This is a genomic window from Cupriavidus basilensis (assembly GCF_008801925.2).
Lineage (GTDB): Bacteria > Pseudomonadota > Gammaproteobacteria > Burkholderiales > Burkholderiaceae > Cupriavidus > Cupriavidus basilensis.
Genome location: NZ_CP062804.1, coordinates 1158898 through 1185252, shown reverse-complemented (window position 1 = coordinate 1185252; position 26355 = coordinate 1158898). Strand labels below are relative to the sequence as shown.

The window sequence follows — 26355 nt, the reverse complement described above, 5'->3', positions numbered from 1 at the left end:
CGGAATATCAACTTATGCTGAACCCGTTGACTGGGTCGGGGGGCCTATCTTTATGCAGGTGATTCTTGCTCAACCCCGTGGTTTTTGTGCTGGTGTGGTGCGCGCGATCGAGATTGTAGACCGTGCCCTCGTCAAACACGGAGCCCCGGTGTTCGTGCGACACGAAATCGTGCACAACAAGCACGTGGTCGAAGGGTTGAGACGCAAAGGCGCGCAATTTGTGGAAGAATTGGACGAAGTGCCGACCGGCGCCGTCACCATCTTCAGCGCGCATGGTGTCTCCAAGGATGTCGAGAGCGATGCGAAGGCCCGCCAGCTGCACTCGATCGACGCGACCTGCCCCCTGGTGATCAAGGTCCACACCCAGGGGCGCCAGTACGCCGCCAGTGGCCGCACCGTGATCCTGATCGGCCATGCCGGCCATCCGGAGGTCGAGGGCACGATGGGGCAAATTCCCGGCAAGGTGATCCTGGTGCAGAGCGAAGCGGAAGTCTCCCTGCTCGACCTGCCCGCGGACACCCCGGTTGCCTACGTGACCCAGACAACGCTCAGCGTGGACGACACACGTAATATAATTGCCGCCCTGAGCCGGCGTTTTGCCAATCTGGTCGGGCCGGATACGCGTGACATCTGCTACGCCACGCAAAACCGCCAAAGCGCCGTGCGCGAGCTCTCCAAGCAGGTGGAAGTGATCCTTGTGATCGGCGCCACCAATAGTTCCAACTCCAACCGCCTGCGTGAAATCGGCACGGAGAGCGGTGTGCCCAGCTATTTGATTGCCGATGGCAGCGAACTGAACCCCGAGTGGGTGCGCGGCGTCGAAGTTGTCGGGATCACGGCCGGCGCCTCCGCCCCCGAGGAAATGGTCAATGACGTGATCGCCACGTTGCGCCAGCTCGGGCCGGTGGACGTGTCGGTCATGGACGGCCGCGAGGAACACGCCGAATTCCGCTTGCCGGCCGAGCTGGCCGATCCGTCGCCACGCAGGCAGGCAGCCGGCACGGCCACCGCCGAAGCCGCGCCGCAGCCAGACCCGCAAACCGCCGCTGGCTAACGCCCGGGCGCCCCTATAACAAGGAAGTACATTTTGGCCATTCCCTTTTTGCAGGTTGCCCGCGTGGGCGCCTATGTCGTCAAGCAGCACCTCTCGGGCAACAAGCGCTATCCGCTCGCGCTGATGCTCGAGCCGCTGTTCCGCTGCAACCTGGCCTGTAACGGCTGCGGCAAGATCGACTATCCGGATCCCATCCTGAACCAGCGCCTGTCCGTCGAGCAGTGCCTGGGCGCGGTCGACGAATGCGGCGCGCCGGTGGTGTCCATTGCCGGTGGCGAGCCGCTGCTGCACAAGGACATGCCCACCATCGTCAAGGGCATCATTGCGCGCCGCAAGTTTGTGTACCTGTGCACCAATGCGCTGCTGATGGAAAAGAAGCTGGACCAGTACGAGCCGAGCCCGTACTTCGTCTGGTCGGTGCACCTGGACGGCGACCGCGAGATGCACGACCGCTCGGTGAGCCAGGAAGGCGTGTACGACCGTTGCGTCGAAGCCATCGCGGCGGCCAAGAAGCGCGGCTTCCGCGTCAACATCAACTGCACGCTGTTCAACGATGCCGAGCCGGAAAAAGTGGCCCGCTTCTTCGACTCCGTGAAGGCCATGGGCGTGGACGGCATCACCGTCTCGCCGGGCTACGCCTACGAGCGCGCACCCGACCAGCAGCACTTCCTGAACCGCGGCAAGACCCGCCAGCTGTTCCGCGACATCCTGTCGCGCGGCCGCGCCGGCAAGAACTGGGCGTTCAGCCAGTCCACGCTGTTCCTGGACTTCCTGGCCGGCAACCAGACCTACAAGTGCACGCCCTGGGGCAATCCGGCGCGCACCGTGTTTGGCTGGCAGCGTCCGTGCTACCTGCTCGGTGAAGGCTACGTCGACACCTTCAAGGAACTGATGGAAGGCACCGACTGGGACGCCTATGGTGTGGGCAACTACGAGAAGTGCGCCGACTGCATGGTCCATAGCGGTTTCGAGGCCACCGCGGTGGCGGACACCATCGCCCACCCGCTCAAGGCGTTGGGCGTGAGCCTGCGTGGCGTGCGTACATCGGGTCCGATGGCACCGGATATCGACCTGACCAAGCAGCGCCCGGCCGAGTACGTGTTCTCGAAGCACGTCGAGATCAAGCTCGAAGAGATCGGCCGCTCGAAGCCTTCCAAGGCAGCCAACGACGCCGCGGCACGCAAAGCTGCCGCGCACTAGGCACGCCGGAATGCATAAAGGCTCGCTCCCGGGTACGCGTGGTACCCGGGAGCGAGCCTTTTTTGTCTGACGCTGTCGCTGATGCGCCGGCTCAGGCCCGGCGCTCAGGCTCAGGCGTCGGCGGACTGCCGCGCGTTGTGGTTGGCCAGGTACTTGAGCAGGCCGTCGATGCCGTTGCGCGCGACGATATCGGCGAACTGGCGGCGGTACACCTCGATCAGCCAGGCGCCCATCATGTTGATGTCGTAGATCTTCCAGCCGTTGCCGCTGCGCTGCAGGCGGTAATCGATCTGCATTTCGTCGCCGTTGTTCAGCACGCGCGTCTCCACCACGACATCCGTGGCGCCGCTGGCGGCCAGCGTCGGCTTGTAGCTGAACTTCACGTTCTGCTCGCGCAGTTGCGACAGCGACACCGCGTAGCTGCGCACCAGCAAGGTCTGGAACTGCTCGTAGAGCTGCTTTTGCTGCTCAGGCGTGGCATTGCGCCAGGCGCTGCCGACCGCCAGCCGGGTGGTGCGCTCAAAATCGGTGTACGGCAGGAACTGGCGCTGCACGACCGCGGTGATCTTGGCGAGATCGCCGTTGCGGGTGTCGGGGCTGGACTGGATGGTGCCGATCACGCCCTCGACCGCCGCGCGTACCAGGCGGTCCGGCGAGGACCTGTCGGCCGTTTGCGCTTGCGCGGGGCAAACCATGGCCACGGCGGCAAGCGGAACGAGGGGGACGAGGGCCTGGAAAGCAATACCGTGTTTCTTCATGCGAATTTGGACCTGAAAATGCCAGTCGGTTCGCCGCCGGCATTGCCCGGCAGACTTGCCAGGAAAATCAAACAGGAAACGCGCGGCGCGGCGCCGCTGCAAGGCTGCAGCACGGTCCGCGCGCACGTGCCGGGGCAGTATAGCGTACCGGCGCGCACGCTCCGCGCAGCGCCACACCGTGCCGTCCCGTTATACTCGCGGCTGCCACTTTGCGCCCTGCTTTGCGCCTTTGACTACGCGCGTCGTTGCGCACCACACCGTTACTGCTCCCTATATCGCCCATGTTGACGTCGTTGGTCATCCGCATTGTCCAGTTTTCCACCCGCCGCGCGTGGCCCGTCATCGCGCTGGCGTTGCTGCTGACCGTCGTCAGCGGCGTCTATGTGGCCGGCCATTTCGCCATCAATACCGACATCAGCCGCCTGCTCGAGTCGGACCAGCCCTGGGCGCGCCGCGATGCCGCCGTCAGCGCCGCGTTTCCCCAACGCGACCAGATGATCCTGGCGGTACTGCAGGCGCCGGCCCCCGAGCTGGCGGACGCCGCCGCCAATGAACTGGCCGACGCGCTCGCCAAGCAAGGCAAGCTTTTTCGCGCCGTCAGCCAGCCTGGCGGCGGCGAGTTCTTCGAGCGCAACGGCCTGCTCTTCGTCGATACCGCCAAGCTGCGCGACGTGACGTCGCAGCTGACCCAGGCGCGGCCGCTCCTGAACGCGCTGGCGCATGACCCGACCCTGCGCGGCCTTTCCGATACGCTGTCGACCACGCTGTCGCTGCCGCTGCAACTAGGGCAGGTCAAGCTGAGCGACATGGCCAAGCTGCTCGGCAAGAGCGCGGATACGGTCGACCGGGTGCTGGCTGGCAAGCCGGGCGCCTTGTCCTGGACCGGGCTGGTGGATTCGAGCCAGGAGCCAGCCCCGGGCCACCCCGCCACGGCGTTCGTCGCGCTCAGCCCCGTGCTTGACTACGCTGGCCTGCAGGCCGGCGCGGATGCCGCCGATGCCATCCGTGCCACGGCCACCAAGCTGGGCCTGGCACAGCGCTACGGCGCCCAGGTACGCCTGACCGGCTCGCAAGCGCTGGCCGACGACGAGTTTGCCTCGGTCAAGGAAGGCGCGGCCTTCAATGGTGCGCTGACGGTGCTGGTGGTGATCCTGATCTTGTGGCTGGCGTTGCGCTCCAAGCGCCTGATCCTGGCCGTGCTGGCCAGCCTGGCGGTCGGACTGGCCATCACCGCCGCCCTCGGGCTGGCCATGGTGGGCGCGCTCAACATGATCTCCGTGGCCTTTGCTGTGCTGTTTGTCGGCCTGGGCGTGGATTTCGGCATCCAGTTTGGCGTGCGCTACCGTGCCGAGCGCCATGTGCATACCGACATCCCGGACGCGCTGGCCAGCACGGCACGGGCAGTCGGTGTGCCGCTGGCGCTGGCCGCGGCCTCCACCGCGGCGGCCTTCTTCTGCTTCCTGCCCACCAACTATCGCGGCGTGGCCGAGCTGGGCCAGATCGCCGGCGTGGGCATGCTGGTGGCCTTTCTCACCACCATCACGCTGCTGCCCGCCCTGATCACCGTGTTCCGCCCGAAGGACGAAGTGGGACGGGTCGAAGTGCCTGGCTTCAAATGGCTGGCGCCCGCCGACGAGTTCTTCGAGCGCAATCGCAAGGCCGTGCTGCTGGCAACCGCCGCCCTCATTCTGGCGGGGTCGCCGCTGCTGATGCACCTGCGCTTCGACTTCGATCCGCTGCACCTCAAGGATCCGCATTCCGAGTCGATGGCCACCTTGCTCTCGCTCAAGGATGCGCCCCAGGCCGGCACCGACAACGTCAGTGTGCTGGCGCCCTCGCTGGCCGCCGCGCAGACCGCCGCCGCCCGCCTGGCAGCGCTGCCGGAAGTCTCGCGCACCGTCACGCTGCAGACCTTCATCCCCGACGACCAGCCGGCGCGGCTCGCCTTGATCGCCGCCGCCTCGGCCAGCCTGATGCCGGTGCTGACGCAGGCAACGGCCACCCCTGCCAACGATGCCAGGCTCGTCAATTCCCTCAAGAACGCGGCACGCCAGCTCGCGCTGGCCGCGGACGAACATCCCGGGCCAGGCGCCGCCGAGGCGGCGCGCCTGGCGGCCTCGCTGCGAAAGCTGGCCGCCGCGGACGCGGCCACCCGCGAACGCGCCGAGCAAGCCATCGCCCAGCCGCTGCGCCTGGCGCTGGCGCGCCTGCAGCGCGCGCTAGCGCCACAGCCGATCACCCGCGAAACCCTGCCACCGGCACTGGTGCGCGACTGGGTTGCCCCGGATGGCCAGGCGCTCGTCAGCGTGAGCCCCAAGCTTCCCGTCGCGGCCAAGCCGGCAGACGCCGCCAGCACCAGCGACAGCGATGCGCGCGACGCCGCGCTCACGCGCTTTATCGACGCCGTCCAGCGCGTCGAGCCCACCGCGGTTGGCGGCCCGATCTCGATCCGCGGCTCCGCTGACACCATCATGACGGCCTTTGCCCAGGCCGGCGTGTGGGCCGTGCTGTCGATCACGCTGCTGCTGTGGATCACGCTGCGTCGCGTGGGTGATGTGCTGCGCACGCTGGTGCCGCTGCTGGTGTCCGCGCTGGTGACGCTGGAGCTGTGCGTGGTGTTCGGCATTCCGCTCAATTTCGCCAATGTCATCGCGCTGCCGCTGCTGTTCGGCATCGGCGTGGCCTTCAAGATCTACTATGTGATCGCGTGGCGCGAAGGCAAGACCCAACTGCTGCAATCCCCGCTGACGCACGCCGTGCTGTTCAGCGCCGCCACCACCGCCGCCGCGTTCGGCAGCCTGTGGCTGTCCCAGCATCCGGGCACGGCCAGCATGGGCAAGTTGCTGGCACTCGCGCTAGCCTGCACGCTGGTCGGTGCCGTATTCTTTCAGCCGATCCTGATGGGGCGGCCGCGCGAGCGGTCGGCCCCCGCCACCGGCCCGGCCCATTGATGTCTCGTCTCCATAGAACAATGACTCACCCCGACTCTCGCCTCTCTCGCCTCCTGCCGGCGCTCTCGTTCTCGCTGCTGGCCACAGCCTGCGCCAGCGGCCCGCAAGCCAGCCCCGACGACCCCCTGGAGCCGCTCAACCGCGTTGTCTTCAAGGTCAACGACAAGGCCGACGAGTACGTGGCGACGCCGCTGGCCAAGGGCTACCGCGCCGTCACGCCGCAACCGGTGCGCACCGCGGTCACCAATTTCTATTCGAACCTCGCCGACGTCGGCAATACGGTCAACAACCTGCTGCAAGGCAAGGGCGTGGATGCGGCGGAAAGCTTCATGCGGGTGGCGGTGAACTCCGTGCTGGGCATTGGCGGCCTGATCGATATCGCCACGCCCGCCGGCATCAGCAAGCACTCCCAGGACTTCGGGCTGACGCTAGGCGTGTGGGGCGTGCCGGCCGGCCCGTACCTGGTCCTGCCGCTGTTCGGCCCCAGCTCGATCCGCGACGGCGTGGGGCTGTATGTGAACTTCCAGCTGTCCCCAACCACGTGGGTAAACGATGAAAACGTGAAGTGGGGCCTGTGGGGCCTGGGCTTCCTGGACGCACGGACCAATGCGCTTGGCGCGACCGATCTGCTGTCGCTGGCGGCGCTGGATAAGTACAGCTTTGTGCGCGATGCTTACCGCCAGCGCAGGCAGTACCTGATCCAGGGCGGTCGCGGGAAGCTGCCGGATTATGAGGATACCGACGCGCCGGCCGAAAACGCGGCGCCTGCGCCTGGCGGCACGGAAGACAAAACGCCGGATGGCGAGGCGAAGAAGCCCTGAGCCTGACTTGCGCCTTATCCCAGGCCTAAGCCAATAAGCCAAACCCCATCCCCACCCTGCCCCTGGCGGCCAGCAGCGCAAGCCTGGCCAGCCTCGCATCCCTGCCCAGCCGGATCAGGTCCGGCACCTGTCCCGGCCCCGCCAGCAGCGCCTTGAGCAATGCCCAGATGTCGGTGCTGCCATCGGGACCCATGCCAGCCACCGCGGCGGGCGGCACTTCCCGCTGCGCGGGATCGATCACCACCCGGCAGGCGGCGAACGGCAGCCCGAATTCCTCGGCGACACGCGCCGCGATATGCGATTCCATGTCGACCGCCAGCGCACCGGTGGCCGCATGCAATGCCATCTTGGCCGCCACCGAGGTCACAGCCTGGTCAGCGCCGGCGAGCACGCCGGAAATGGCCTCGGGCAAGGCAAGCGAAAGCGAGCGCGACCAGCTGGCGTCAACGGGCCGCAATCGAGTCCCATCCTGGATGGCGGAGGCGACGATCAGCCGGCCTGGCAATAGCGCGGGGTCCAGCCCGCCGGCCACGCCAAAGCTGATCACGCCGGCGCAGGGACGCGCCAGGCGTTGCCGCAGGCCTTGCGCCAAGGCTTCGGCGCGCAGGCCGTGCAGGGTTTCAACGCCGGGGCCGGCGGCGATGCCGGCCTCGAAGCGCATGCCAGTCACCACCAGCGTGGGACCGGCATGGCGTTGCGGCGAGCTTGGCGTCGTCACATCCCCCACGCCACCACCCGCGTGCCGTCGCGGCGCAGGTTGCGGTAGCGCGCCAGCGCCCACAGCGGGAAGAAGCGCGCGTAGCCGTGGTAGCGCAGGTAGAACACGCGGGGGAAGCCCACCGCGGTGAAGCGCGCCTCGCTCCACAGGCCGTCGGCCTGCTGCATGCGCATGAGGTAGTCCACACCACGCGCCACGGCCGGATGATCGACCTGCCCCGCGGCCATCAGGCCCAGCATCGCCCAGGCGGTTTGCGACGGCACGCTCGGCGCGGTCTCGTAGCCCTGGTAGTCGAGGCGGTAGCTGCTGCCGTCCTCGCCCCAGCCGCCGTCGGCGTTCTGGATCGAGATCAGCCAGTCGGCGGCGCGGCGCATTTCCGGCGCTTCGGGCGCCATGCCGGCGGCATTGAGCGCGCACAGCGCGCTCCACGTGCCGTAGACATAGTTCGTGCCCCAGCGGCCATACCAGCTGCCGTCGGCCATCTGCTCGTCGAGCAGGTAACGCTGGGCGCGCCGGAAGGCTTGGCTGCTGGCCGCGGTCTCGCCCAGCTGCGCGAGCATCGACAGGCAGCGCGCCGACACGTCGGCGGTGGGCGGATCGAGCAAGGCGCCGTGATCCGCGAACGGGATATTGTTCAGGTACTCATGCGTGTTCTCGGGCTCGAACGCGCCCCAGCCGCCGTTGCCGCTCTGCATGCCCGCCACCCACTCGCGCGCACGGCTGACAGCCTCGTCGTAGCGTGAACGATGGCTGGCCGGCGCCACGGCCGGCGCGGCTGCGCCGGTGCGCGCCGCGCGGTCCATGGCCATCGCCACCACGGCGGTGTCGTCCACGTCCGGGTAATGCGGGTTGGCGTACTGGAAAGCCCAGCCGCCGGGACGCACGTCGGGGCGCCGCACGATCCAGTCGCCGCGCACGTCCAGCACCTGCAGCGGGCGCAGCCATTGCAAGCCGCGCTCAACGGCCGCCTCGGCACGCGGGCCACCCACCTCCAGCAAGGCGTGGCTGGCCAGCGAGGTGTCCCACACCGGCGACAGGCACGGCTGGCAATAGGCCTCGTCGCCATGCACCACCAGCAGCTTCTCGATGGAGGCGCGGGCCACCGCCACATCGGGATCGGTGCGCGGCACGCCAAGCACGTCGAACATCATCACGGCATTGGCCATGGCCGGAAAGATCGCGCCCAGGCCATCCTCGCCGTTCAGGCGCTCGCGCACGAACTTCTCGGCGCGGGCGATGGCGCGCGCGCGCAGGCTGCGGGGGAACAACGGCTCCGCCACGCGCAAGCCGGCGTCCAGCACACGGAACAGGCCGAACCACACGCGCTTCTGGTGCGGTGCGCGCGGGGCCAGCCGGGCTGCCTGGCAAGGACGGATGAACAGCTCGTCGATGCCTACGCCACGCGGGTTCCTGGCCTGGGGACGCAGGCTGTTGAGCACCAGCAGCGGCACGATCACCGTGCGGGCCCAGTACGCGACCTTGGACAGGTGGAACGGGAACCACAGCGGCAGCAGCATGATCTCCACCGGCATCATCGGCACCGCCTGCCACGGCATCACGCCGTACAGCGCGAGCAGCGTGCGGGTAAAGACATTGCTGGCCTCGGCACCACCCATCCCGTGGATGGCGGCGCGGGCACGGCGCATAGGCTCCGACTCGGTGTCGTCGCCAATCATCTTGAGCGCGAAATACGCCTTCACGCTGGCGCTGATGTCCGAGCGGCCCTGATGGAACAGCGGCCAGCCGCCGTCGGCATTCTGGATGCGGCGCAGGTAGCGCGCGATACGGGCTTCCAGCACGGTATCCGGGGTCTCGCCCAGGTAGTGCACCAGCAGTACATATTCCGCCGGAATCGTGGCGTCGGCCTCCAGCTCGAACACCCAGTGGCCATCCGGCCGCTGGCTGGCCAGCAAGGCGTCTAGCGCGCGGTCGAGCGTGCCTTCCAACTCGTCTGGCGCGGGCGCGGCATGCGCGGGCGCATTCGAATTGGGGGATAGTGCAACTTGGCTCATCGGTTTCGATGTCCTCTTTTCAACAACGCAATTACGGCAATGCCGCACGCGGCCGTGAGCGGCCATGGGCGGCAGTCAATCGGCGGATTCACCTCACACGAGGCCATGCCGCAGCAAAATCCATAGCAATCGCGGGCGCGGCACGCGCACCCGCGCCCGCGGGCTGGCCCAGCCGCGAGCCAGCAGACGCTGCAGGATCACGTGGTAGACCTCGCCCATGATGCGCGGCGAACGGACCGTGCGGCGCGGCGCCGCGTTCATGATGACGAATGCCTGGTCGTAGTACGCCTGCGCCTGCTGCGCGACGTCCAGGCACGCGCGGCCAACGGCAGGATGCCCGACGATGGCATGCGGCGTGCCGATCGGCACGCCCGCGCCCAGCAGCGCTTCGGCCGGCAGGTACACACGGCCCAGGTCCGCGTCTTCGTCGATATCGCGCAGGATATTGGTCAGTTGCAACGCGCGGCCAAGGTGATGCGCCAGCGCGACGCCGGCGTCGCGCTCCATGCCGAACACGCGCACGGCAAGGCGCCCCACCGCGCTGGCCACGCGGTCGCAATAGAGATCCAGCGTCGCGTTGTCCGGCGCGCGGATATCCGCGTGCACGTCCATGGCCATGCCATCGATCACGGCGAGGAAATCCTCCTGCTGCAAACCGAAGCGCTGGATCTGGGCGGACAGCCCGCGCAATGCCGCCGGCGGCGTGCCGGCATAGCACGCGGCAAGATCGGTGCGCCAGGCGTCGAGCCCGGCAAGGCGCGTGGCACGCGGGCCATCGCCATCGGCAATATCGTCCACCGCACGGCAAAAGCCATAGATCTCGAACATCGCCTCGCGTTGCGCGGCGGGCAGGATCTTGAGAGCGGTATGGAATGAGCTGCCGGACGATACGGCATGGCCCGCTTGTGGGACGGTTTGCACTGCGATTTCTGTTCCGGCCACGTAACTCCTCGTCACGCGTTGGACCGCCGTGCTGCTTTGCTGCCTGGGCCTGGCTTGTCGCCACAGCCCGGCACGCAGCGCCAGGCGGCATGTTTGGGGTAGTGGGCGATTATACCAACTCCGGCCATGGGCTCGGCCGCCAGCCGAAGAAGGGGGTTGGAGGGGGATGTGCCGTGCTGGCCACCGCCAGCGCCGCCGGGCCATGCACTGGCCTGAAGCGCGCGGCACCGCGTTCAGGTTGGCTGGCAAGCGCCTATCTAACGCGCGGGCTGGCGCGGCGGCGCTCCATCACGAATTTGCCGCGCCTTGGATCGTAGCGTGCTATTTCGATGTAGTTGGCATCGTTTAGCGGGTTGTTATCGCATCCTCCAGCACCTGCGCCACTTGCCGCAGCCTGTGCGGCCAGGGCACGCTCGGCCTCGGCGGCGGCGCGCATGCGGCGCAGGTCGGCCAGCACGGATGGCGAGATGCGATCGAGCAGACGGCTGGACCTCAGCTTGTTCATGGCGGCCTTCCTCGAAGGGATGGCGCCAGTGTAGGCCCGTGGTACGGCCGTTTAATGTGCCCTGGAGCACGCACCGGCGCATTTTTTTTGCGCCGTGGCTGGCGCGAGCCACGCCGGCGCCGCCAGCCCGCGGGCAGGGAACGTGCTCAGAACCCCAGCGGATAGCCGTCCTTACGGTGGTCCGAAGCCGCCGCGTAGCCATCCTCCAGGCGCATCGCGATCTGCGCGCCGCCGAATTCCAGGTTGCCTTGCGGCGCTACCTCCACCTTGTGGCCGCGCGCGCGCAAGCCTTCGACGGTGGCGGCGGGGCAATTCCACTCCACCGCGATGGTGGCGTTGTCGTCCAGCACGCGCCAGCGAGGCGCATCGCACGCGGCTTGCGGGTTCTGGCCGAAATCCGCGAGCCGGCTGGTCATTTGCAGGTGGCCTTGCGCCTGCATCGAGCCGCCCATCACGCCGAAGCTGGCCAGCGGCGCGCCCTTTCGCATCAGGAAGCCAGGAATGATGGTGTGGAACGGCCGCTTGCCAGGGCTTACCTGGTTGGGGTGGCCCGGCTTGAGATTGAAGCCCCAGCCACGGTTATGCAGCGCAATGCCGGTGCCGGGCACGACCACGCCGGAGCCAAAGCCTTTGAAGTTGGACTGGATGTACGACACCATCATGCCGCTCTTGTCAGCCGTGGTCAGGTACACGGTGCCGCCGCTGTGAGGCTTGCCCGGGCCGGCCGCCGCCGCGCGCTCCGGGTCGATGGCCTTGGCGCGGCTGGCCAGGTAGCCGCGATCGAGCAGGTGGGCGGCCTGCACCTCGGTCATTGCCTCAGGGTCACCCACGTACGCGTGCAGGTCGGCAAACGCCAGCTTCATGGCTTCCACCTGCACATGGATGGCGGCGGCGGAGTCCACGCCCATGGCCGCGACATCGAAATGCTCCAGCATGCCCAGCGCCATCAGCGCCCCGATGCCCTGCCCGTTCGGGCCGATCTCGAACAACGCCAGGTCGCGATAGGACATGCTGATCGGCTGGACCCAGTCCGCGCGATGGGCGGCGAGGTCGGCCTCGGTGATCAGCCCGCCGGTGGCGCGCGCATGCGCGGCGATGCGGCCGGCCAGTTCACCGTGATAGAAGTCGTCGCCCTTGGTCTCGGCGATGCGCGCCAGCGTCTGCGCCTGGCCCGTGCAGATGAAGCGCTCGCCCGGCAGCGGCGCACGCCCGTTCGGCGCGAAGGCGTCGGCAAAGCCCGGCTTGTCGATCAGCACGGGCACCTGTGCCTGCCACTGGCGGTGCACGGTGTGCGAGACCAGGAACCCGTTGCGCGCATATTCCAGCGCGGGCTCGAAGAGCTCGGCAAACGGCAGGCTGCCGAACTTTTCCCACGTGGCGCGCCAGCCGGAAACGGCACCAGGCACGGTCACGGTGTCCCAGCCGTTGACCGGCATGCTGCCGTAGCGCGAGAAATACTCGGGCGTCCACGCCGCCGGCGCCCGTCCACTGGCGTTCAGGCCGTGCAGTTCCTTGCCGTCCCAGATCAGCGCAAAGGCATCGCCGCCGATCCCGTTCATGCACGGCTCGACCACGGTCAGCGCGATCGCCGTGGCCAGCGCCGCGTCCACGGCATTGCCGCCACGGGCCAGCATGCGCAGGCCTGCCGCTGCCGCCAGCGGCTGCGAGGTGGCCACCACGTTGTCGGCCAGCACGGGCACGCGTTGCGAGGGATAGGGGAAATTCCAGAAATTGGTCATGGCTTTGCGAGGCTCCGAGGGTTGGGGGTTCTGGCCAGCGGCTTGCACGGCAGCGCCGGCCAGATGCGTTTGTGCTTTGTGCTTTGTGCTTGCGCGGTGGCTACTCGATCTTGATGTTGGCCGCGCGCGCCACCTTCTCCCACGCGCGCATCTCGTCGCCGATCATGCGGCCGAATGGCTCGGGTGCGGTGTACTTGATCTGCACGCCCTGTGCTTCCATGGCCGCGGCCAGCTCCGGCGAAGCCAGAACCTCCTTCATCGCGGCGCTGAGTTGCTTGAGCACCTGGGGCGGCGTGCCCTTGGGCGCAACCAGGCCGAACAGGTTGTCGGCACGGAAATCGCGGATGCCGGCCTCGGTCACTGTCTGGGCATCGGGCAAGGAGCTCAGACGGTGATCGGACGCCACCGCCAGCAACCGCAGCTTGCCGGATTTCACGTGCGGCAGGGCCGAGGGAATGCTGTCGAACATCATGCTCGCACGGCCTGCCATCAGGTCCGGCAGCGCGAAGGCGCTGCCCTTGTACGGCACGTGCACCACGTCCACGCCGGTACGCAGCTTGAACAGTTCCGACTCCAGGTGCGACAACGTGCCGGAGCCCTGCGAGGCAAAGTTGTACTTGCCGGGTGACGCCTTGAGCAGGCTGACCAGCTCAGGCACCGAATGCACCGGCAACGAGGCCGGCACCACCAGGATATGCGGCACGGTGCCGATGCCGGCAATGGGCACGAAATCGCGGGTGAGGCTGGCGGGCTGGTTGCTGTACGTGGCAGCCGCGATGGCGGCATTGCTGACAGCGGCCAGGTAAAGCGTATAGCCATCGGGCGCGGCCTTGGCCGCGAAGCTCATGCCGATGGCCCCGCCGGCGCCGGGGCGGTTGTCCACCACCACCGGCTGCTTGAGCACGGCGGACAAGCGCTGGCCCACCGCGCGCGCCAGCACATCGGTGGCGCCGGACGGCGGGAAGGACAGCACCAGCTGGACCGCGTGGTCCGGGTAGTCCGCGGCGGCGGCTGGCGTGGTGGTGGTTGCGGCGCACACGGCCAGCGCCAGCAGCAGGCCGGCTTGTGCCCGCTTGCCCCCAAGGAAGCGACGGGCTGGCCCCTGCAACGCGCGGGTACGGTAAAGCGACTGGATAAACATGATCAGGGTAGCTCCGGATAGCGTCGAAGACGTTAACTGCCGAGGTAGAGTCGGAACGTTCCGGGGCGCAGCCGCTTTGGCTGCCGGCTTGTTTGCGCGCCCCTGTCATGCTGGATCTGGCTTCGCCCTGGGGCGATATTGACTGACGGGAAGCGCAGATTTTAGGCGTGCCCGGCGGCCACCGGAATGCGGATCGGCCATAGAGCTATGCGAAAATGGAATACGCATTGCGGCCACCGCCTGGCGCCCTTGCCAGGCAAGACCGGCGGCAGGCTTTCCCTCATCGCCCGACGCTTCCGAAGACACATCCCATGCAGCTGAAATGGATCGACGACCTGCTGGTCCTGGAGAAGACGCGCAGCTTCTCGCGCGCCGCCGAGTTGCGGCATATCACGCAGTCAGCGCTGTCGCGGCGCATCCGCTCGCTGGAGGACTGGGCCGGTGCGGTGCTGGTCGACCGCAATACCTTCCCCATGGACCTGACCCCGGCCGGCAAAACCTTCTGCACCAGCGGGCGCGAGGCACTCACGCTGCTGATGGAGGCACGCGCCACGCTGCGCCAGGAAAGCCGCATGCCGGGCAAGGCGATCCAGATTGCCGCCGGGCATACCTTGTCGCTGACCTTCCTGCCGGGCTGGCTCAAGGCATGCCAGAAGCGCTACGGCCAGTTCAATGCCCGGGTCGTGGCCGCCAACGTGCTCGAAGCCGTGGTGGCGCTGTCGGAGGGCAACTGCGACCTGATGCTGGGCTACAACCATACGCGGGTGCCGGTCTCGCTGGACCCGGACAAGTTCCGCAGCCTCACGGTCGGGCACGACGTGCTGATGCCGCTGTGCGCGCCCAATGCGCGCGGCGCCCCGCTGTTCTCGCTAGGCAGCAGTGGCGCCAAGCCGATTCCCTACCTGGCCTACACGGCCAGCACCACGCTCGGCCGCATCGTCGAGGTGATCCTCGAAGACGCGCCGCCACGCCGTGCGCTGGCGCGTTGCTATGAGGCAGACATGGCAATCCTGTTGATGAAGATGGCCAGCGAGGGCCACGGCGTGGCCTGGCTGCCGCGCACCACCGCGGCCGATGCGCTCGCAGCGGGCACGCTGGTGCCGGCAGGAGACGCCACATGGTGCTCGGCATTCGATATCTGCGCGTATCGCGCCGCCCATGCCAGCAACCCTACCCTGCTGGCGCTCTGGGAGGTGCTGGAGCACGTTCCCGCCCATGGCGAGGGTGGTGGCCGTGAACCGAACTGCTAGTGGGAACCGTTTCACCCGGATAAGCAAGACGCGGCGCCGCGTGGCTGGGCCATGCGCGAGGATCCGAACACCGCGCGCGAAATCCTCCGGATCAGCGCGCGTTGCCCCGCCAGCGGGCGCGTCCCTTGCCTCAGGTGCTGGGAGCAACCGTCACGAACACGGGGTTCGAATAGAACCACAGGTCGTTGTAGTTGCGCGCGTTGATGGCATTGAAGCGTGGCGTGTTTTCCGTCAGGTCCGTCTTCAGGTCGGGCAGCGGGTTGCCGTTGGCGGTCTCGCCCGGCACGTTCATGCCAAGATTGGTGCCGCGCAGCCGGAAGTACTGGCTCTTGGCCGCATTGAAGGTGTAGGTCACCGTGTTGTAGCCGTCCTTGTCCAGCTTCCAGTCGGCCTTGGTGAACGTGGCGATGACCTTGGTGGAGTCGTTGGTGTCCTTGCTGTAGCCGGGCGTGCCGGGCAAGGCGCGCGGCGTGACGTCACCAGCGATCAGGTCGATGTGGTCCACCGTGGGCTTGACGTTGACGTTGGCGCCGCTGTCCAGCGGGTACTCGAAGTTGTTGCGGTCCGGGCTCTTGAAGCGGATGGTCACGGTCACGCTATCGCCGGCGCGGGCCTTGAGCTCACCGCCCATCTCGCGCTTGGTGCCGCTTGCGGCCACATTGAAGTCCAGCGCGTTGATGAGATCGCCGAACACCGAGAACGCCTTGCCCGCGCGCAAGCCATCCAACACCGACTTGATGCCGGTCCCCTCCAGCCAGACGTAGTTGCGGGCGTACTCGCCGGGGAAGTAGCCGCTGCTGAATAGCCCGCCGGCAGTCTTGAAATGGTGGTCCGAGTTGGCGATGTTCCAGAAGCGGCGGCCGTCGCCCAGCAGCGCGTCCCAGATCCCGCCGACCTGCGCGACCACGTAGTCCACGCCGCCGTAGGTGCGCGACTTCAGGTTCGCCGGGTCGTAGCTGCTGTTATAGCCGCCGCGGTCGGGCTCCATCTGATTGCCAACCATGCCTTCCACCGCGAACGCGATGTTCGGTGCGAGGTCATTGAACTCGCGGTAGTCGGCGACCGTGTACTTGCCCGGATTGCGCGACGGATGGTTGATCAGCGCGTAGCTGGTATCGGGGAAGTTGGTCTTGAGCCAGGTGAACGCCTGCACCGCATCGGCGTGGCTGGAGGCGGCGGTGCGCGGCGCCTTGGCGTTCCAGGCCGCCACGTCCGCCGGATCGAACATGGTGTCGGGACGGCCGGTGAAGAAATACTCGAATTCGTTGGCGCCCTTGACCGCCGTTGCGAGTGCGGGCGAACCGCTGAAGATGCCCACGTTGACGTGATCGTGGGTGGGCATGTCCCACTCGAAGGTCGAGAAGATCAGCTTGCCGGGATAGCGGCCATCGGCCTGCAGCTGCTTGAGCGCCGGGACTTCGTAGTTGGCCAGGGCCTTCGAGAACGGGATCGGGCCGCCCGGGATTGCCGTGCCCGTACTATCGCGATCCGACACGCGCAGGTGGTTCGACAAGGCCATCCAGTCGAGGTTGTTAGCGGTGAAGGCCTGGTCGAGCACCGTGGTGAGCGGACTCTGCGCGTCGTTCGATTCGATGGTGTGGACATGCAGGTCGCCGGTGGTCCACTTGCCGGTGACTTCGGCAACCGGCGTGACGGGCGTGATGGGCGTGCTCGGTGCGGGTGCGGCCGGCGCGCTGTTGCCGGACGGCTCGCCGTTGCCGTTGCAGCCGTAGAAGCCGCCGGCGATGCACAAGGAGGCCGCTAGGCCGAGGATGGATCTGGTGTGGCGCATTGGATTCGATTTCCCTGATGACACTGTTTTGTATTGACCCGGCTGGTCCGCGCGTCTTTCGTCCGGGCGCGCTGGCAAGGCTCTTATGGGCGCAGATAGTGATTGGCGTTCGTGACACAGAGGTGACGCAAAGACGACAAATTCAGCATTCAGGTAAATCGATGCACTTATTTGGGAAAATTCGTATCGTTGAGACGACATTCCGACTTACAGAATGATCAACCGCGTGTGCGAAGCCTCGCTTAATGCGCGCGTCATGCAAATCGGCTAGTGCGGAGAGAAGAAAGCGTCACTGAAGCGAATGGCGAAGGCCGATGCGGCAAGCACTATAGTGAAGACTGTTTCCACGCCGCCAGAAGGATGCAGCATGAACGCCAGCCTCTATCGCATCACCGCCGTGAAAATCCTGATCGCCGCGCTGCTACCGGTGGCAGCCGCGCATGCGCAGCTCGGGGATCTGCTCAAAGGCGCCACGCAGGGCGGCACCGAGAGTTCGTCCGGTGGCCTGAGCGGCCTGGGCGGCAGCCTGGGCGGGATGAGTGGAATGCCCTCGCTGCAATCGCTGAGTTCGGGCAGCACCGGCAATGTCGCCGGGATCCTGGAATACTGCGTGAAGAACAACTACCTTGGCGGCGCCAGCGGCGCCGCCTCGGTCAAAGACAAGCTGCTGGGCAAGGTCGGCGGCGACTCGCCCACATCGGACGCCGGCTACACCAGCGGCGCCAAGGGCATCCTGAGCAGCAGCGACGGCAAGCAGTTCGACCTGAGCGGTGGCGGCCTCAAGGACCAGGTCACCAAGCAGGTCTGCGACAAGATCCTCGCGCAGGGCAAGTCGCTGCTGTAGGGCCAGGCGCGCCGAGCGCCCCGTCAGCGCTCAGCGGCTCAGCGCTCAGGCGGGCGACAGGCGGAAGGCCGACACGGCATGGTGCAGCGCGCCGGCCTGGTCTTCCAGCGACGTGGCGGCCGCGCTCGCTTGCTCCACCAGCGCCGCGTTCTGCTGCGTCATCTGGTCCATCTGCGCGACCGCGCGATTGACCTCCTCGATGCCGGTGCGCTGCTCCGCGGTGGCCGAGGCAATGCCATCCATGATGGACGTCACGCGGCCGACCGCGTTGACGATCTCGGCCATGGTCTGCCCGGCCTGCTCCACCAGTGCCGAGCCGCTGTCGACCTGGCCCACGGACTCGACGATCAGCGTCTTGATTTCCTTGGCCGCGCCCGCGCTGCGCTGCGCCAGGTTGCGCACCTCACCGGCCACCACCGCAAACCCGCGGCCTTGCTCGCCGGCGCGCGCGGCTTCCACCGCAGCGTTAAGCGCCAGGATATTGGTCTGGAAAGCGATGCCGTCGATCACGCCGATGATGTCGTTGATCTTGCGCGAGCTGGCGGTGATGCCGCGCATCTTGTCCACCACCTGGCTGACCACGCTGCCGCCCTGCTGCGCGATCTGCGAGGCGTCGGCCACATACTGGCTAGCCTCCTTGGCGTTGTCGGCGTTCTGGCGCACCGTCGCGGTGATCTGCTCCATGCTGGCGGCGGTCTGCTGCAGCGAGGCCGCCTGCTGCTCGGTGCGGCTCGACAGGTCGCTATTGCCCGAGGCGATCTCCTGGGCCGCCGAGGTGATGGAATCGGCCGATTGCTGGATGCCCGCCACCGTGCCGGCGAGCTGGTCGCGCATATGGCCGATGGCGTACATCAGGCTGGAGCGGTCGTCCGGGTGGGTTTCGACGCGCGCCGTGAGGTCGCCGCTGGCCATGCGCAAGGCAACGGCCGCGGCGGTAGCGGGCTCGCCGCCCACCGAGCTCTGGATGCTGCGGATCAGCAGCGTGGCCACCGCGGAAATCACGATGCCCAGCAGCACCAGCAGCCCCAGCGATTGATACAGCGAGGCGCGGAACTGCGCTTGCACGTCATCCATGTACGTGCCGGCGACCAGGTCCCAGCCCCACGGCTTGAAGCGCGCCACGTAGCCGATCTTGGGGCTCGGCTGGTCGCTGCCCGGCTTGGGCCACCAGTAGTCCAGGTGGCCTGCGCCTTCGGCCGACGCGCCGCGGGCCGCGATATCGGCATACAAGGCGTTGCCCTTGGCGTCCTTGAAGTCGATCATGTTCTTGCCGTTGAGCTTGGGGTTGATGGGATGCATCAACAGCACGGAATCCGCGCCGACAATGGTGATGTAGCCATCCTTGCCATAACGCTGCGCGGCGACGCGGGCCGTGGCCTGGGCCTTGGCATCGGCCTCGGATATCTTACCCTGGCGCGCCTGCTCGGCATAGTCGCGCACCAGCGAGAGTGACATGTCGACGATGTTAGCCAGCTCGCCGCGGCGATCGGCCATTTGCAGCTGGCGGGTCTGGAAGGCGTGCATCACGGTCAGCAACAGCAGGCCGAGCCAGGCCAGCACAAGGGGAATCCACAGCTTTTTCCGCAGGGTCAGACGATTCATGGCATTCGCTTCTCGAGGCAATGGCCGGCCATGCAGGAGGCATGCGGCATCTCCGGATATCGGAGCCAGGCCCGCCTTCTTTAGCGAAAGGCGCGGCAGGACCGCAGGAAAGGCCACGAAGCGCAAAAAATATCGCATGAAGCACCAAAATGGCGACAGGTTGTGCCAGGCGCGAAACGCTCGCGCACCCGCACGGTGCAAAAAAACGCCTGCCATCTGCCCCCGAATGCGGCGCAAATACCGCTACAATGCGCCTCGCATGCCACTCAGTAATTGCAACCAACTTGCAAATACTGAGTGGCATGACAAGGGTTCGAAGGTGCCTCCGGCGCGCAGCACGCGGCGGGGGTTAAACGGGAAACAGGTGCGCCGCCGGCCATGCCACGGCTAATCCTGTGCTGCCCCCGCAACGGTCAGCAGGTACAAAGGTGTCACGCCGCGCCAACAGGCCGCGGCAGCCACTGCGCATCATCGCGCGGGAAGGCGGCACCCCGGACGCGCCCCAGCGGCAGGCGTCCCCCTGCAAGCCCGGATACCGGCCTTCGACCGATCACCGGGGCTGCGGACGGGCGGCCAGGCGTGAGACGGCTGGCCACGCGCCTGGCCGTCACTGCGCGCGCGTCCGCGGCTGGTTCGTTTATTGCCGCCGGGCGGGGTCGCCCGCGGCCAATGATGGAAAACGCATGTCCGCGCGCCCTCGCATTGCCCATACCGCCTCGCCGGCGGCCGCCAAGCCACCCCAACGTCGTCATGCGCCCAAGCCGCCACGCCAGCTCGCGCAGCATTGCGCGCTCGCGCTGTCGCTGGGGGCCTTCGCCGGCATCGGCGCCGATGCCGCCTGGGCGGCGGAAGATGCCCAACCTTCAGAGCGAGCGCAATCGCAGCGGTCGCGCGGCGACAGCACGGTGCTACCGCCGGTGGTCGTCAGCAGCGCCTCGCAGCCGCCCGGGCTGGCGCTGTCCGAGCCCACCAGCACCGGCAGCCGCCTTGGCCTGACCCCGCTGGAAACGCCTGCCAGCGTGGAAGTCCTGTCCGGCGACACCATTCGCGAACGCGGCGATTTGTCGGTGCGCGAGGCCGTGACCCGCGCCACCGGCATCACTTCCAATGGCGCGCCCGGCAACGGCGGCACGGCGCTCGCGGCACGCGGCTTTGCGGGACAAGGCTCGGTGATGCAGCTGTACGATGGCACGCGCCTCTACGTGGCCTCCGGCACTGTCACATTTCCCTTCGATACCTGGTCCGTGGACCGCATCGAGGTGCTGCGCGGCGCGGCCTCGGTCATGGTTGGCGAGGGCGCGATCGGCGGCGTGGTCAACGTGATTCCCAAGAAGCCGATGCCCGCGCCGATCGCCAACGAGCTGCAGCTCACCGGCGGCACGCAGAAAACAGCGCGCGCGGCGTTCGACAGCGGCGGCGCGGTCAACGAGACCCTCTCCTACCGCCTCAACGCCAGCTACGGCCGCTCCGGCGGCTGGGTGGACCGGGGCGACTCGCGCAGCCTAGCGGTGTCGGCCGCGGTGCGGCTGGACGTATCGCCCGAGTTCAACCTGACGCTGTCCTATGACGACGCCGACCAGCATCCGATGCAATACCTGGGCACGCCGCTGGCGGCCGGCAGCCTGGACACCTCGCTGCGCAAGAAGAACTACAACGTTGGCGACGCCGACATCACCTATCGCGACCGCTGGACCCGGCTCGCGGCGCAGTGGCAGCCCAACGAGCGCGTCACGGTGCGCAACCAGTTCTACTACCTCACCAGCCAGCGCCACTGGCGCGACGCCGAGTCCTATACCTTGCTGCCCGCGACGGGCCAGGTACGCCGCACCGACTACCTGGAGATCCTGCACGACCAGGAACAGGTGGGCGACCGCGCCGACCTGATGATCGATGGCCAGCTGTTCGGCATGGCCAATACCGCCATGGTGGGGTTCGACGTCAACCGCATCAACTTCACTCACAGCAACAACTCGCCCTATGGCGGCGCGTCCACGGTCAATGCCTACCAGTTCGACCCGGGCCAGTTCTTCAGCCCGCCGGGCATTGTCACGTCGCCGCGTTTTCGCACCCACACCACGCAAGCCGCACTGTTTGGCGAGGACCGCCTGCAGCTGACCCGGCAATGGTCGGTGATTGGCGGCGTGCGGCTGGACCATGCGCAGCTGGAACGCGGCAACCTGGTCACGGGCGACGACTGGACCCGCAGTTTCAACAACATCACGTGGCGCGCGGGCACGGTCTACGCATTCACGCCAGCCTTGTCGGTGTATGCGCAGTACGCCACCGCCACCGATCCCCTTGGCGCACTGATCTCCACCTCGGACGCACAGAAGGATTTCAAGCTGGCCACCGGCAGGCAGATCGAAGCCGGGGTCAAGCAATCGTTCTGGAACCAGCGCGGCGAGTGGACCTTTGCCGCCTACCAGATCGTCAAGAAGAACCTGCTGACACGCGACGCCAGCAACCCGGCGTTGTCGGTACAGGTGGGCGAGCAATCCTCGCGCGGGCTGGAGGCATCGGTCAGCGTGGCACTCATGCACGGGTTGCGCCTGGATGCCAACGGCACCGTGCTGCGCGCCCGCTACGACAACTTCGCGGAAAGCGTGAACGGCGCGCTGGTCTCGCGCAATGGCAACGTGCCCACCAGCGTTGCGCAGCAGGCGGCCAACCTGTGGCTGACATGGGCCTTCGCACCGCAGTGGCAGGCAGGCGGCGGCCTGCGCTACGTGGGCAAGCGCTACACCAACAACGCCAATACCACCGCCATGCCGTCGTACACGGTGGTGGATGCCTCGCTGCAATGGCGCGCATCGCGCAAGACGGCGCTGACGCTGCGCGTGTACAACCTGTTCAACCGAGACTACGCCGAGTCCGCCGGCAACAGCGGCGGCCAGTGGCTGCTGGGCCGGCCGCGCGCGGCCGAGCTGTCGGCCAACTTCTACTTCTAGGCCGGCCATGGCAAGCACACCCCTGCCCTGGCGTGAAGCCTGCTGGCGCTTCACGCGCCGCTGGCTCTACCTGGTGCACCGCTGGGCCGGGATCGCGGGCTGCCTGCTGATCGCCATGTGGTTTCTCTCGGGACTGGTCATGATGTATGTGGCCTTTCCCGCGCTGACCGATACCGAGCGCCACGCGGGGCTCCCGCCGCTGGACCTGCCCGGGGTAAGGATCACGCCGGATGCCGCGATGGCCAGCGCGGGCCTCACCCGCTTTCCGCGCAGCCTGCGCCTGGAGATGATGGGCGCGCACCCGGTCTACCGGATGATCGACTGGAACGGCAAGCCTTACACCATCTCCGCCCGCGACGCGGCGCGCATCGAACAGGTGGATGCCGCTGCCGCACAAGCCATCGCCCACCGTTTCTCCGGGGCGGCGGGCGCGCGCTGGGTGGAAACCGCGGAGCGCGACCAGTGGACCGTGCCCAACGGGCTCAATCCCTGGCGGCCGCTGCATCGCATTGCGCTGGACGATGCGGCCGGCTCCGAGCTGTATGTGTCGGCCCGGACCGGCGAGGTGATGCGCGACACGAACCGCGCCGAACGGTTCTGGAACTGGCTCGGCGCGGTGCCGCACTGGCTGTACTTCACGCCGGTGCGGGCCGACCCGCCGCTATGGCGGCAGGTCGTGCTGTGGACCTCCGGCGCATGCATTGCCGTGGCCGTCAGCGGCATCTGGATCGGCTGGCTGCGGCTGCGCGTGCGCCGCCGGTTTGCGCACGGCAGCGCCGGCGGCACCTCGCCCTATCACGGCTGGATGGCTTGGCACCATGTCGCCGGGCTGGCCGCATCGCTGTTCCTGCTGGCGTGGCTGGCCAGCGGCTGGCTATCGGTCAATCCCAATCAGTGGTTTCCCGGGCGCGCGTTTGCGCAGCCAGCGCTGGAACGCTACGCCGGAGAAACCCTGCCGCGCTTTCCCGCCGGCGACGGCACGGCGCTGGCGAGCCTGCTGTCCGACACCACGCTGCCTCCAAGGGAGATCAGGCTGGCCTGGCAGGCCGGCGTGCCGGTCATGCTGGTGGCGACCGCGGCCACGACGCACGCCTATCACGCCAACACCGGCGCGCCGCTGGCGCTCTCTGCCCAGACACTGGCCCAGGCAGCCGCGCAGCTGATGCCGGACGCCACCGTCGCCGGCCACGACCTGCTGCACGAGGACGACGCCTACTGGTACAGCCACCACCAGCCGCGCAAGCTGCCGGTACTGCGCGTGCGCTTTGACGACGACTGCGCCACGTGGGCGTACATCGACCCGGACACCGGCAACCTGCTGGGCCGCAGCGACCGCAGCCGCCGTGCCTACCGATGGCTGTTCCATGCCGCGCACAGCTGGGACTTTGGCTGGCTGGTGCGCCATCGCCCGGCCTGGGACGCGACGGTCTGGTTGCTTTCGCTTGCCGGGCTGGTAGTCTCGGTCAGTGGCGTGGTGATTGGCTGGCGCAGGTTGTTTCGCGGGCGCCGCCGGCGGGCATGAGTCCCGGCCTGGCGTCCATCCATTCAGAATTCCCGATCTTTCACGGACCGCTCATGTTCCGCTTTCTAGCCAGCATCTTCAACGACCAGGACGCCGATGTGCGCCGCAAGGTCATTACGCTCTACGTCTTCCTGATCGCCGCCAACGTGGGGGCCTGGCTGTGGGCACTGGCAGCGTTTCGCGACCACCCCATGCTGCTGGCGTCCGCCGTGCTCGCGTACACGCTCGGCCTGCGCCACGCCGTTGACGCCGACCATATTGCCGCCATCGACAACGTCACGCGCAAGCTGATGCAGGAAGGCAAGCGCCCCGTGACAGTCGGCTTCTTTTTCTCGCTCGGCCACTCCACCGTGGTCACGCTGATGTCGATCGGCATCGCGGTTGCCGCCGCCGCGCTGCAAACGCGCTTTGCCGACATGAAAGCCGTGGGCGGCATGATCGGCACCAGCGTCTCCGCGCTGTTCCTGTTCCTGCTGGCCTTCTTCAACCTGTTGATCCTGATCTCCGTGTGGCGTGCCTTCCGCGCGGTCAAGCGCGGCGAAGCGCTCAAGGAGCAGGACCTGGACCTGCTGCTGAACAACCGCGGCGTGCTCTCGCGGCTGTTCCGCCCGCTGTTCCGGCTGGCCAGCCGCAGCTGGCACCTGTTCCCCATGGGGCTGCTGTTCGGCCTGGGTTTCGACACCGCGACCGAGGTCGCGCTGTTCGGGCTGTCCGCCGCCGAAGCCGCCAAGGGCGTGCCCTTCTGGACCATCATGGTGTTCCCCGCCCTGTTTACCGCCGGCATGTCGCTGGTGGACACCACCGACGGCATCCTGATGCTGGGCGCTTACGGCTGGGCCTTCACCAAGCCGATCCGCAAGCTCTACTACAACATGACCATCACGCTGGTCTCGGTGGTGGTCGCGGTGGTCATCGGCGGCATCGAAGCGCTCGGGCTGATTGCCGACAAGCTCGGGCTGGAAGGCGGGCTGTGGGATGTGATCGGCGAGCTTAACGCGCATTTCGGCATGCTCGGCTATGTGATCATCGGCGTGTTCGTGCTGAGCTGGCTGATCTCGATGGTGGTGTACCGGGTGCGGCGCTATGACGAGATCGAGGTGAGGATGGGGTGAGATCTGGCGCGGCGGACCGACGCCGCTCGCTGAAACAGGAACCGGGTCGGCGCCCTTGCCCAAGCCATTGGGCGAGTCTGGCCGGCGCAGAACCTATACGGGTTGCCCGCCGGTGCCCTATGCGCAGGACGGCTCCGCTTCGTCCATGATCGGACGAACAATCGGCTTGATGTGTTTGCGGGGTTTCTGCGCGGCCATCCAGAGGTCGTAGGCGGTCTGCATACCGCACCACATCTCGCGGCTGGCACCCAACGCTTCTTCCAGGCGAATGGCAATATCGGGCGTAATTGCCGCATGGCCGTTCACGATACGCGAGAGCGTGGCGCGCGTCACTTCGATGTGCCCGGCGAACGCCGTGATCGTCATGTCGTCGAGGCCCGCCAGCCATTCAGCGAGAACCGTGCCGGGATGCGGAGGCTTGTGCATCCGAGTCATGATGGGCTCCTTGATGTCACAGTACGTTGGGGGTCAGTGGTAGTCGCGGTAGTCCACAACCAGCGCATCGCCATCCTCGAATCTGAAGGTTATGCGCCAATTCCCATTGACGGTGATTGACCAGTGTCCGGCCATGCGGCCTTTGAGTTCGTGCAATCTCCAGCCGGGCACGCCCATGTCCTCCGGCTTGATGGCGTGGTCTAAAGCACCAAGCTGTATCCGAAGTTTCTCGGCATGCCGAGGCTGAATCCCGGCTTTCGATCCGGTCTCGAAGAATCGCTGCAGGCCAGAGTGAGCGAAGCTTTTGATCATTGCGGAATCACACGGAGTGTATAGCCTAACTATACGAATGACAAGCCTGACGCCAATGCCCGAGGCCGCCATCCAGGCCGCCGAGTGTATGTTTCGCTTTCACGCGCATGATCCGGCGGAGGAAATGGCATCCTACACCGGCACTGTATAAACATACAGTGCCGGTATCTCATCCGATCAACGCATCCGCCACCAGATATTCCCCCTCCCATCCCAGCGCCAGCTGCCGGCAGCGCCCCAGCGCCACCGCCTGGCGCTCGAAATCCACCACCATCACCGCATCGGCCCAATGCGGGCGCGGCGGCTGCTCGGTGCTGCGGCCGTCGCTGAGCAGCCACAGCCAGCGCTGTTGCGCCGGGTGCCGTCGCGCGGCGTGGGCCAGCAACTGGCCGGCGCGCTCCATGCCGAGCGCGAGCGGCGTGCCGCCGCCGCCGGCGATCGGGCGGATCCAGGCTTCGCTCCATGGGCGGGCGCGTGCCGGCTGCAGGCGGACTTCGGCGCGGCCGGCGGCGAAGCACACCAGCGCCACCTCGGCGCGCGCCTGGTAGGCGCGTTGCAGCAGGCGCAGCAGCACGCCCTTGGCCAGCGCGAGCTGGCGGCCGTGCAGCATCGAGGCCGAGCAATCGAGCACGAAGCAGTGCAGCACGCCGGCGTGCGCCTGCTGTGCGCGCCAGCGCAGCTGGCTGGGCGCAAGCGG

At 67.3% G+C, this 26355-nt stretch carries 21 protein-coding genes and 1 riboswitch; of the genes, 9 read left to right on the top strand and 12 right to left on the bottom strand.

Going from position 1 to position 26355, the window contains the following annotated elements; genetic code table 11:
• Positions 1–52: 52 nt before the first annotated feature.
• Complete coding sequence (gene ispH / locus F7R26_RS26115) at positions 53–1054, top strand: 4-hydroxy-3-methylbut-2-enyl diphosphate reductase (RefSeq protein WP_150991280.1); 1002 nt, start codon at positions 53–55, stop codon at positions 1052–1054.
• 33 nt (positions 1055–1087) lie between these two features.
• Positions 1088–2254 (top strand): adenosyl-hopene transferase HpnH, encoded by a 1167-nt coding sequence (gene hpnH, locus F7R26_RS26110; protein WP_150991278.1) that lies wholly within the window; start codon positions 1088–1090, stop codon positions 2252–2254.
• 110 nt (positions 2255–2364) lie between these two features.
• Here the strand turns inward: hpnH and F7R26_RS26105 are convergent, their stop codons facing one another.
• A complete protein-coding gene (locus F7R26_RS26105; RefSeq protein ID WP_150991276.1) occupies positions 2365–3012 on the bottom strand; it encodes an MlaC/ttg2D family ABC transporter substrate-binding protein in 648 nt (215 codons plus the stop codon).
• Positions 3013–3293: 281 nt separating this feature from the next.
• Between F7R26_RS26105 and hpnN the strand changes: the two genes are divergently transcribed.
• Together hpnN and F7R26_RS26095 are read left to right on the top strand one after the other, a co-directional pair.
• Entirely contained in the window at positions 3294–5963 is a 2670-nt protein-coding gene (hpnN, locus tag F7R26_RS26100; protein WP_150991274.1) for a hopanoid transporter HpnN, read from the top strand.
• A 20-nt stretch (positions 5964–5983) separates the two neighbouring features.
• Positions 5984–6784, top strand: coding sequence for an MlaA family lipoprotein (locus F7R26_RS26095; RefSeq protein ID WP_150991272.1), 801 nt, complete (start codon positions 5984–5986; stop codon positions 6782–6784).
• A 25-nt stretch (positions 6785–6809) separates the two neighbouring features.
• On the opposite strand, the gene F7R26_RS26090 is transcribed toward F7R26_RS26095, so the two are convergent.
• The 6 genes from F7R26_RS26090 to F7R26_RS26065 form a co-directional block, all read right to left on the bottom strand.
• Positions 6810–7445, bottom strand: a complete 636-nt coding sequence (locus F7R26_RS26090; RefSeq protein WP_241754776.1) for a phosphorylase — start codon at positions 7443–7445, stop codon at positions 6810–6812.
• Between the two features lie 53 nt (positions 7446–7498).
• Entirely contained in the window at positions 7499–9514 is a 2016-nt protein-coding gene (gene shc, locus F7R26_RS26085; RefSeq protein ID WP_150991268.1) for a squalene--hopene cyclase, read from the bottom strand.
• A gap of 93 nt (positions 9515–9607) precedes the next feature.
• Complete coding sequence (gene hpnD, locus F7R26_RS26080) at positions 9608–10456, bottom strand: presqualene diphosphate synthase HpnD (protein ID WP_150991266.1); 849 nt, start codon at positions 10454–10456, stop codon at positions 9608–9610.
• A 253-nt stretch (positions 10457–10709) separates the two neighbouring features.
• The gene (locus F7R26_RS26075; RefSeq protein ID WP_150991264.1) at positions 10710–10961 is read right to left on the bottom strand and encodes a hypothetical protein; all 252 of its coding nucleotides are present in this window, start codon (positions 10959–10961) and stop codon (positions 10710–10712) included.
• A 146-nt stretch (positions 10962–11107) separates the two neighbouring features.
• Positions 11108–12700, bottom strand: a complete 1593-nt coding sequence (locus F7R26_RS26070) for a gamma-glutamyltransferase family protein (protein ID WP_150991262.1) — start codon at positions 12698–12700, stop codon at positions 11108–11110.
• 100 nt (positions 12701–12800) lie between these two features.
• The gene (locus F7R26_RS26065) at positions 12801–13841 is read right to left on the bottom strand and encodes a Bug family tripartite tricarboxylate transporter substrate binding protein (protein WP_150991260.1); all 1041 of its coding nucleotides are present in this window, start codon (positions 13839–13841) and stop codon (positions 12801–12803) included.
• A gap of 311 nt (positions 13842–14152) precedes the next feature.
• On the opposite strand from F7R26_RS26065, the gene F7R26_RS26060 reads away from it, so the two are divergent.
• Positions 14153–15091 carry a LysR substrate-binding domain-containing protein gene (locus tag F7R26_RS26060; RefSeq protein WP_150991258.1) on the top strand — a complete coding sequence of 313 codons (939 nt, stop codon included), beginning with the start codon at positions 14153–14155 and terminating at the stop codon, positions 15089–15091.
• A 130-nt stretch (positions 15092–15221) separates the two neighbouring features.
• On the opposite strand, the gene F7R26_RS26055 is transcribed toward F7R26_RS26060, so the two are convergent.
• Entirely contained in the window at positions 15222–16883 is a 1662-nt protein-coding gene (locus tag F7R26_RS26055) for an S-layer protein (protein WP_150991256.1), read from the bottom strand.
• 367 nt (positions 16884–17250) lie between these two features.
• Here F7R26_RS26055 and F7R26_RS26050 point away from each other — a divergent pair, with 367 nt between their 5' ends.
• Positions 17251–17727: a YjjA family protein gene (locus tag F7R26_RS26050; protein WP_150991255.1), complete on the top strand. Its 477-nt coding sequence runs from the start codon at positions 17251–17253 to the stop codon at positions 17725–17727.
• Between the two features lie 45 nt (positions 17728–17772).
• Here F7R26_RS26050 and F7R26_RS26045 read toward each other — a convergent pair whose 3' ends face one another.
• Positions 17773–19329, bottom strand: coding sequence for a methyl-accepting chemotaxis protein (locus F7R26_RS26045; RefSeq protein WP_150991253.1), 1557 nt, complete (start codon positions 19327–19329; stop codon positions 17773–17775).
• A gap of 300 nt (positions 19330–19629) precedes the next feature.
• A riboswitch (cobalamin riboswitch) is annotated at positions 19630–19887 on the top strand.
• Between the two features lie 125 nt (positions 19888–20012).
• On the opposite strand from F7R26_RS26045, the gene F7R26_RS26040 reads away from it, so the two are divergent.
• Genes F7R26_RS26040 through F7R26_RS26030 form a run of 3 tightly spaced genes read left to right on the top strand, consistent with a single transcriptional unit; the run spans position 20013 to position 24911 of the window.
• On the top strand, positions 20013–22277 hold the full coding sequence (locus tag F7R26_RS26040; RefSeq protein ID WP_150991251.1) for a TonB-dependent receptor: 2265 nt from the start codon (positions 20013–20015) through the stop codon (positions 22275–22277).
• Positions 22278–22284: 7 nt separating this feature from the next.
• The gene (locus tag F7R26_RS26035) at positions 22285–23799 is read left to right on the top strand and encodes a PepSY domain-containing protein (RefSeq protein WP_150991249.1); all 1515 of its coding nucleotides are present in this window, start codon (positions 22285–22287) and stop codon (positions 23797–23799) included.
• Between the two features lie 53 nt (positions 23800–23852).
• Positions 23853–24911, top strand: a complete 1059-nt coding sequence (locus F7R26_RS26030) for a HoxN/HupN/NixA family nickel/cobalt transporter (protein ID WP_150991247.1) — start codon at positions 23853–23855, stop codon at positions 24909–24911.
• A 117-nt stretch (positions 24912–25028) separates the two neighbouring features.
• Here the strand turns inward: F7R26_RS26030 and F7R26_RS26025 are convergent, their stop codons facing one another.
• The 3 genes from F7R26_RS26025 to F7R26_RS26015 form a co-directional block, all read right to left on the bottom strand.
• The gene (locus F7R26_RS26025; protein WP_150991245.1) at positions 25029–25346 is read right to left on the bottom strand and encodes a HigA family addiction module antitoxin; all 318 of its coding nucleotides are present in this window, start codon (positions 25344–25346) and stop codon (positions 25029–25031) included.
• A 33-nt stretch (positions 25347–25379) separates the two neighbouring features.
• Positions 25380–25658, bottom strand: coding sequence for a type II toxin-antitoxin system RelE/ParE family toxin (locus tag F7R26_RS26020; protein ID WP_150991243.1), 279 nt, complete (start codon positions 25656–25658; stop codon positions 25380–25382).
• Positions 25659–25827: 169 nt separating this feature from the next.
• Positions 25828–26304 carry a vWA domain-containing protein gene (locus tag F7R26_RS26015; protein ID WP_150991241.1) on the bottom strand — a complete coding sequence of 159 codons (477 nt, stop codon included), beginning with the start codon at positions 26302–26304 and terminating at the stop codon, positions 25828–25830.
• Positions 26305–26355 lie beyond the last annotated feature (51 nt).

Excerpts from the sequence above, each read along its gene's own strand:
- F7R26_RS26035 (WP_150991249.1), top strand. The coding sequence starts at position 22,285 with ATGGCAAGCACACCCCTGCCCTGGCGTGAAGCCTGCTGGCGCTTCACG.
- F7R26_RS26040 (WP_150991251.1), top strand. The coding sequence starts at position 20,013 with ATGTCCGCGCGCCCTCGCATTGCCCATACCGCCTCGCCGGCGGCCGCC.
- F7R26_RS26055 (WP_150991256.1), bottom strand. The coding sequence starts at position 16,883 with ATGCGCCACACCAGATCCATCCTCGGCCTAGCGGCCTCCTTGTGCATC.
- F7R26_RS26070 (WP_150991262.1), bottom strand. The coding sequence starts at position 12,700 with ATGACCAATTTCTGGAATTTCCCCTATCCCTCGCAACGCGTGCCCGTG.
- F7R26_RS26065 (WP_150991260.1), bottom strand. The coding sequence starts at position 13,841 with ATGTTTATCCAGTCGCTTTACCGTACCCGCGCGTTGCAGGGGCCAGCC.
- F7R26_RS26025 (WP_150991245.1), bottom strand. The coding sequence starts at position 25,346 with ATGACTCGGATGCACAAGCCTCCGCATCCCGGCACGGTTCTCGCTGAA.
- F7R26_RS26020 (WP_150991243.1), bottom strand. The coding sequence starts at position 25,658 with ATGATCAAAAGCTTCGCTCACTCTGGCCTGCAGCGATTCTTCGAGACC.
- F7R26_RS26095 (WP_150991272.1), top strand. The coding sequence starts at position 5,984 with ATGACTCACCCCGACTCTCGCCTCTCTCGCCTCCTGCCGGCGCTCTCG.
- F7R26_RS26045 (WP_150991253.1), bottom strand. The coding sequence starts at position 19,329 with ATGAATCGTCTGACCCTGCGGAAAAAGCTGTGGATTCCCCTTGTGCTG.
- F7R26_RS26030 (WP_150991247.1), top strand. The coding sequence starts at position 23,853 with ATGTTCCGCTTTCTAGCCAGCATCTTCAACGACCAGGACGCCGATGTG.
- ispH (WP_150991280.1), top strand. The coding sequence starts at position 53 with ATGCAGGTGATTCTTGCTCAACCCCGTGGTTTTTGTGCTGGTGTGGTG.
- shc (WP_150991268.1), bottom strand. The coding sequence starts at position 9,514 with ATGAGCCAAGTTGCACTATCCCCCAATTCGAATGCGCCCGCGCATGCC.
- F7R26_RS26050 (WP_150991255.1), top strand. The coding sequence starts at position 17,251 with ATGAACGCCAGCCTCTATCGCATCACCGCCGTGAAAATCCTGATCGCC.
- F7R26_RS26090 (WP_241754776.1), bottom strand. The coding sequence starts at position 7,445 with ATGCGCTTCGAGGCCGGCATCGCCGCCGGCCCCGGCGTTGAAACCCTG.
- F7R26_RS26060 (WP_150991258.1), top strand. The coding sequence starts at position 14,153 with ATGCAGCTGAAATGGATCGACGACCTGCTGGTCCTGGAGAAGACGCGC.
- F7R26_RS26075 (WP_150991264.1), bottom strand. The coding sequence starts at position 10,961 with ATGAACAAGCTGAGGTCCAGCCGTCTGCTCGATCGCATCTCGCCATCC.
- F7R26_RS26105 (WP_150991276.1), bottom strand. The coding sequence starts at position 3,012 with ATGAAGAAACACGGTATTGCTTTCCAGGCCCTCGTCCCCCTCGTTCCG.
- hpnN (WP_150991274.1), top strand. The coding sequence starts at position 3,294 with ATGTTGACGTCGTTGGTCATCCGCATTGTCCAGTTTTCCACCCGCCGC.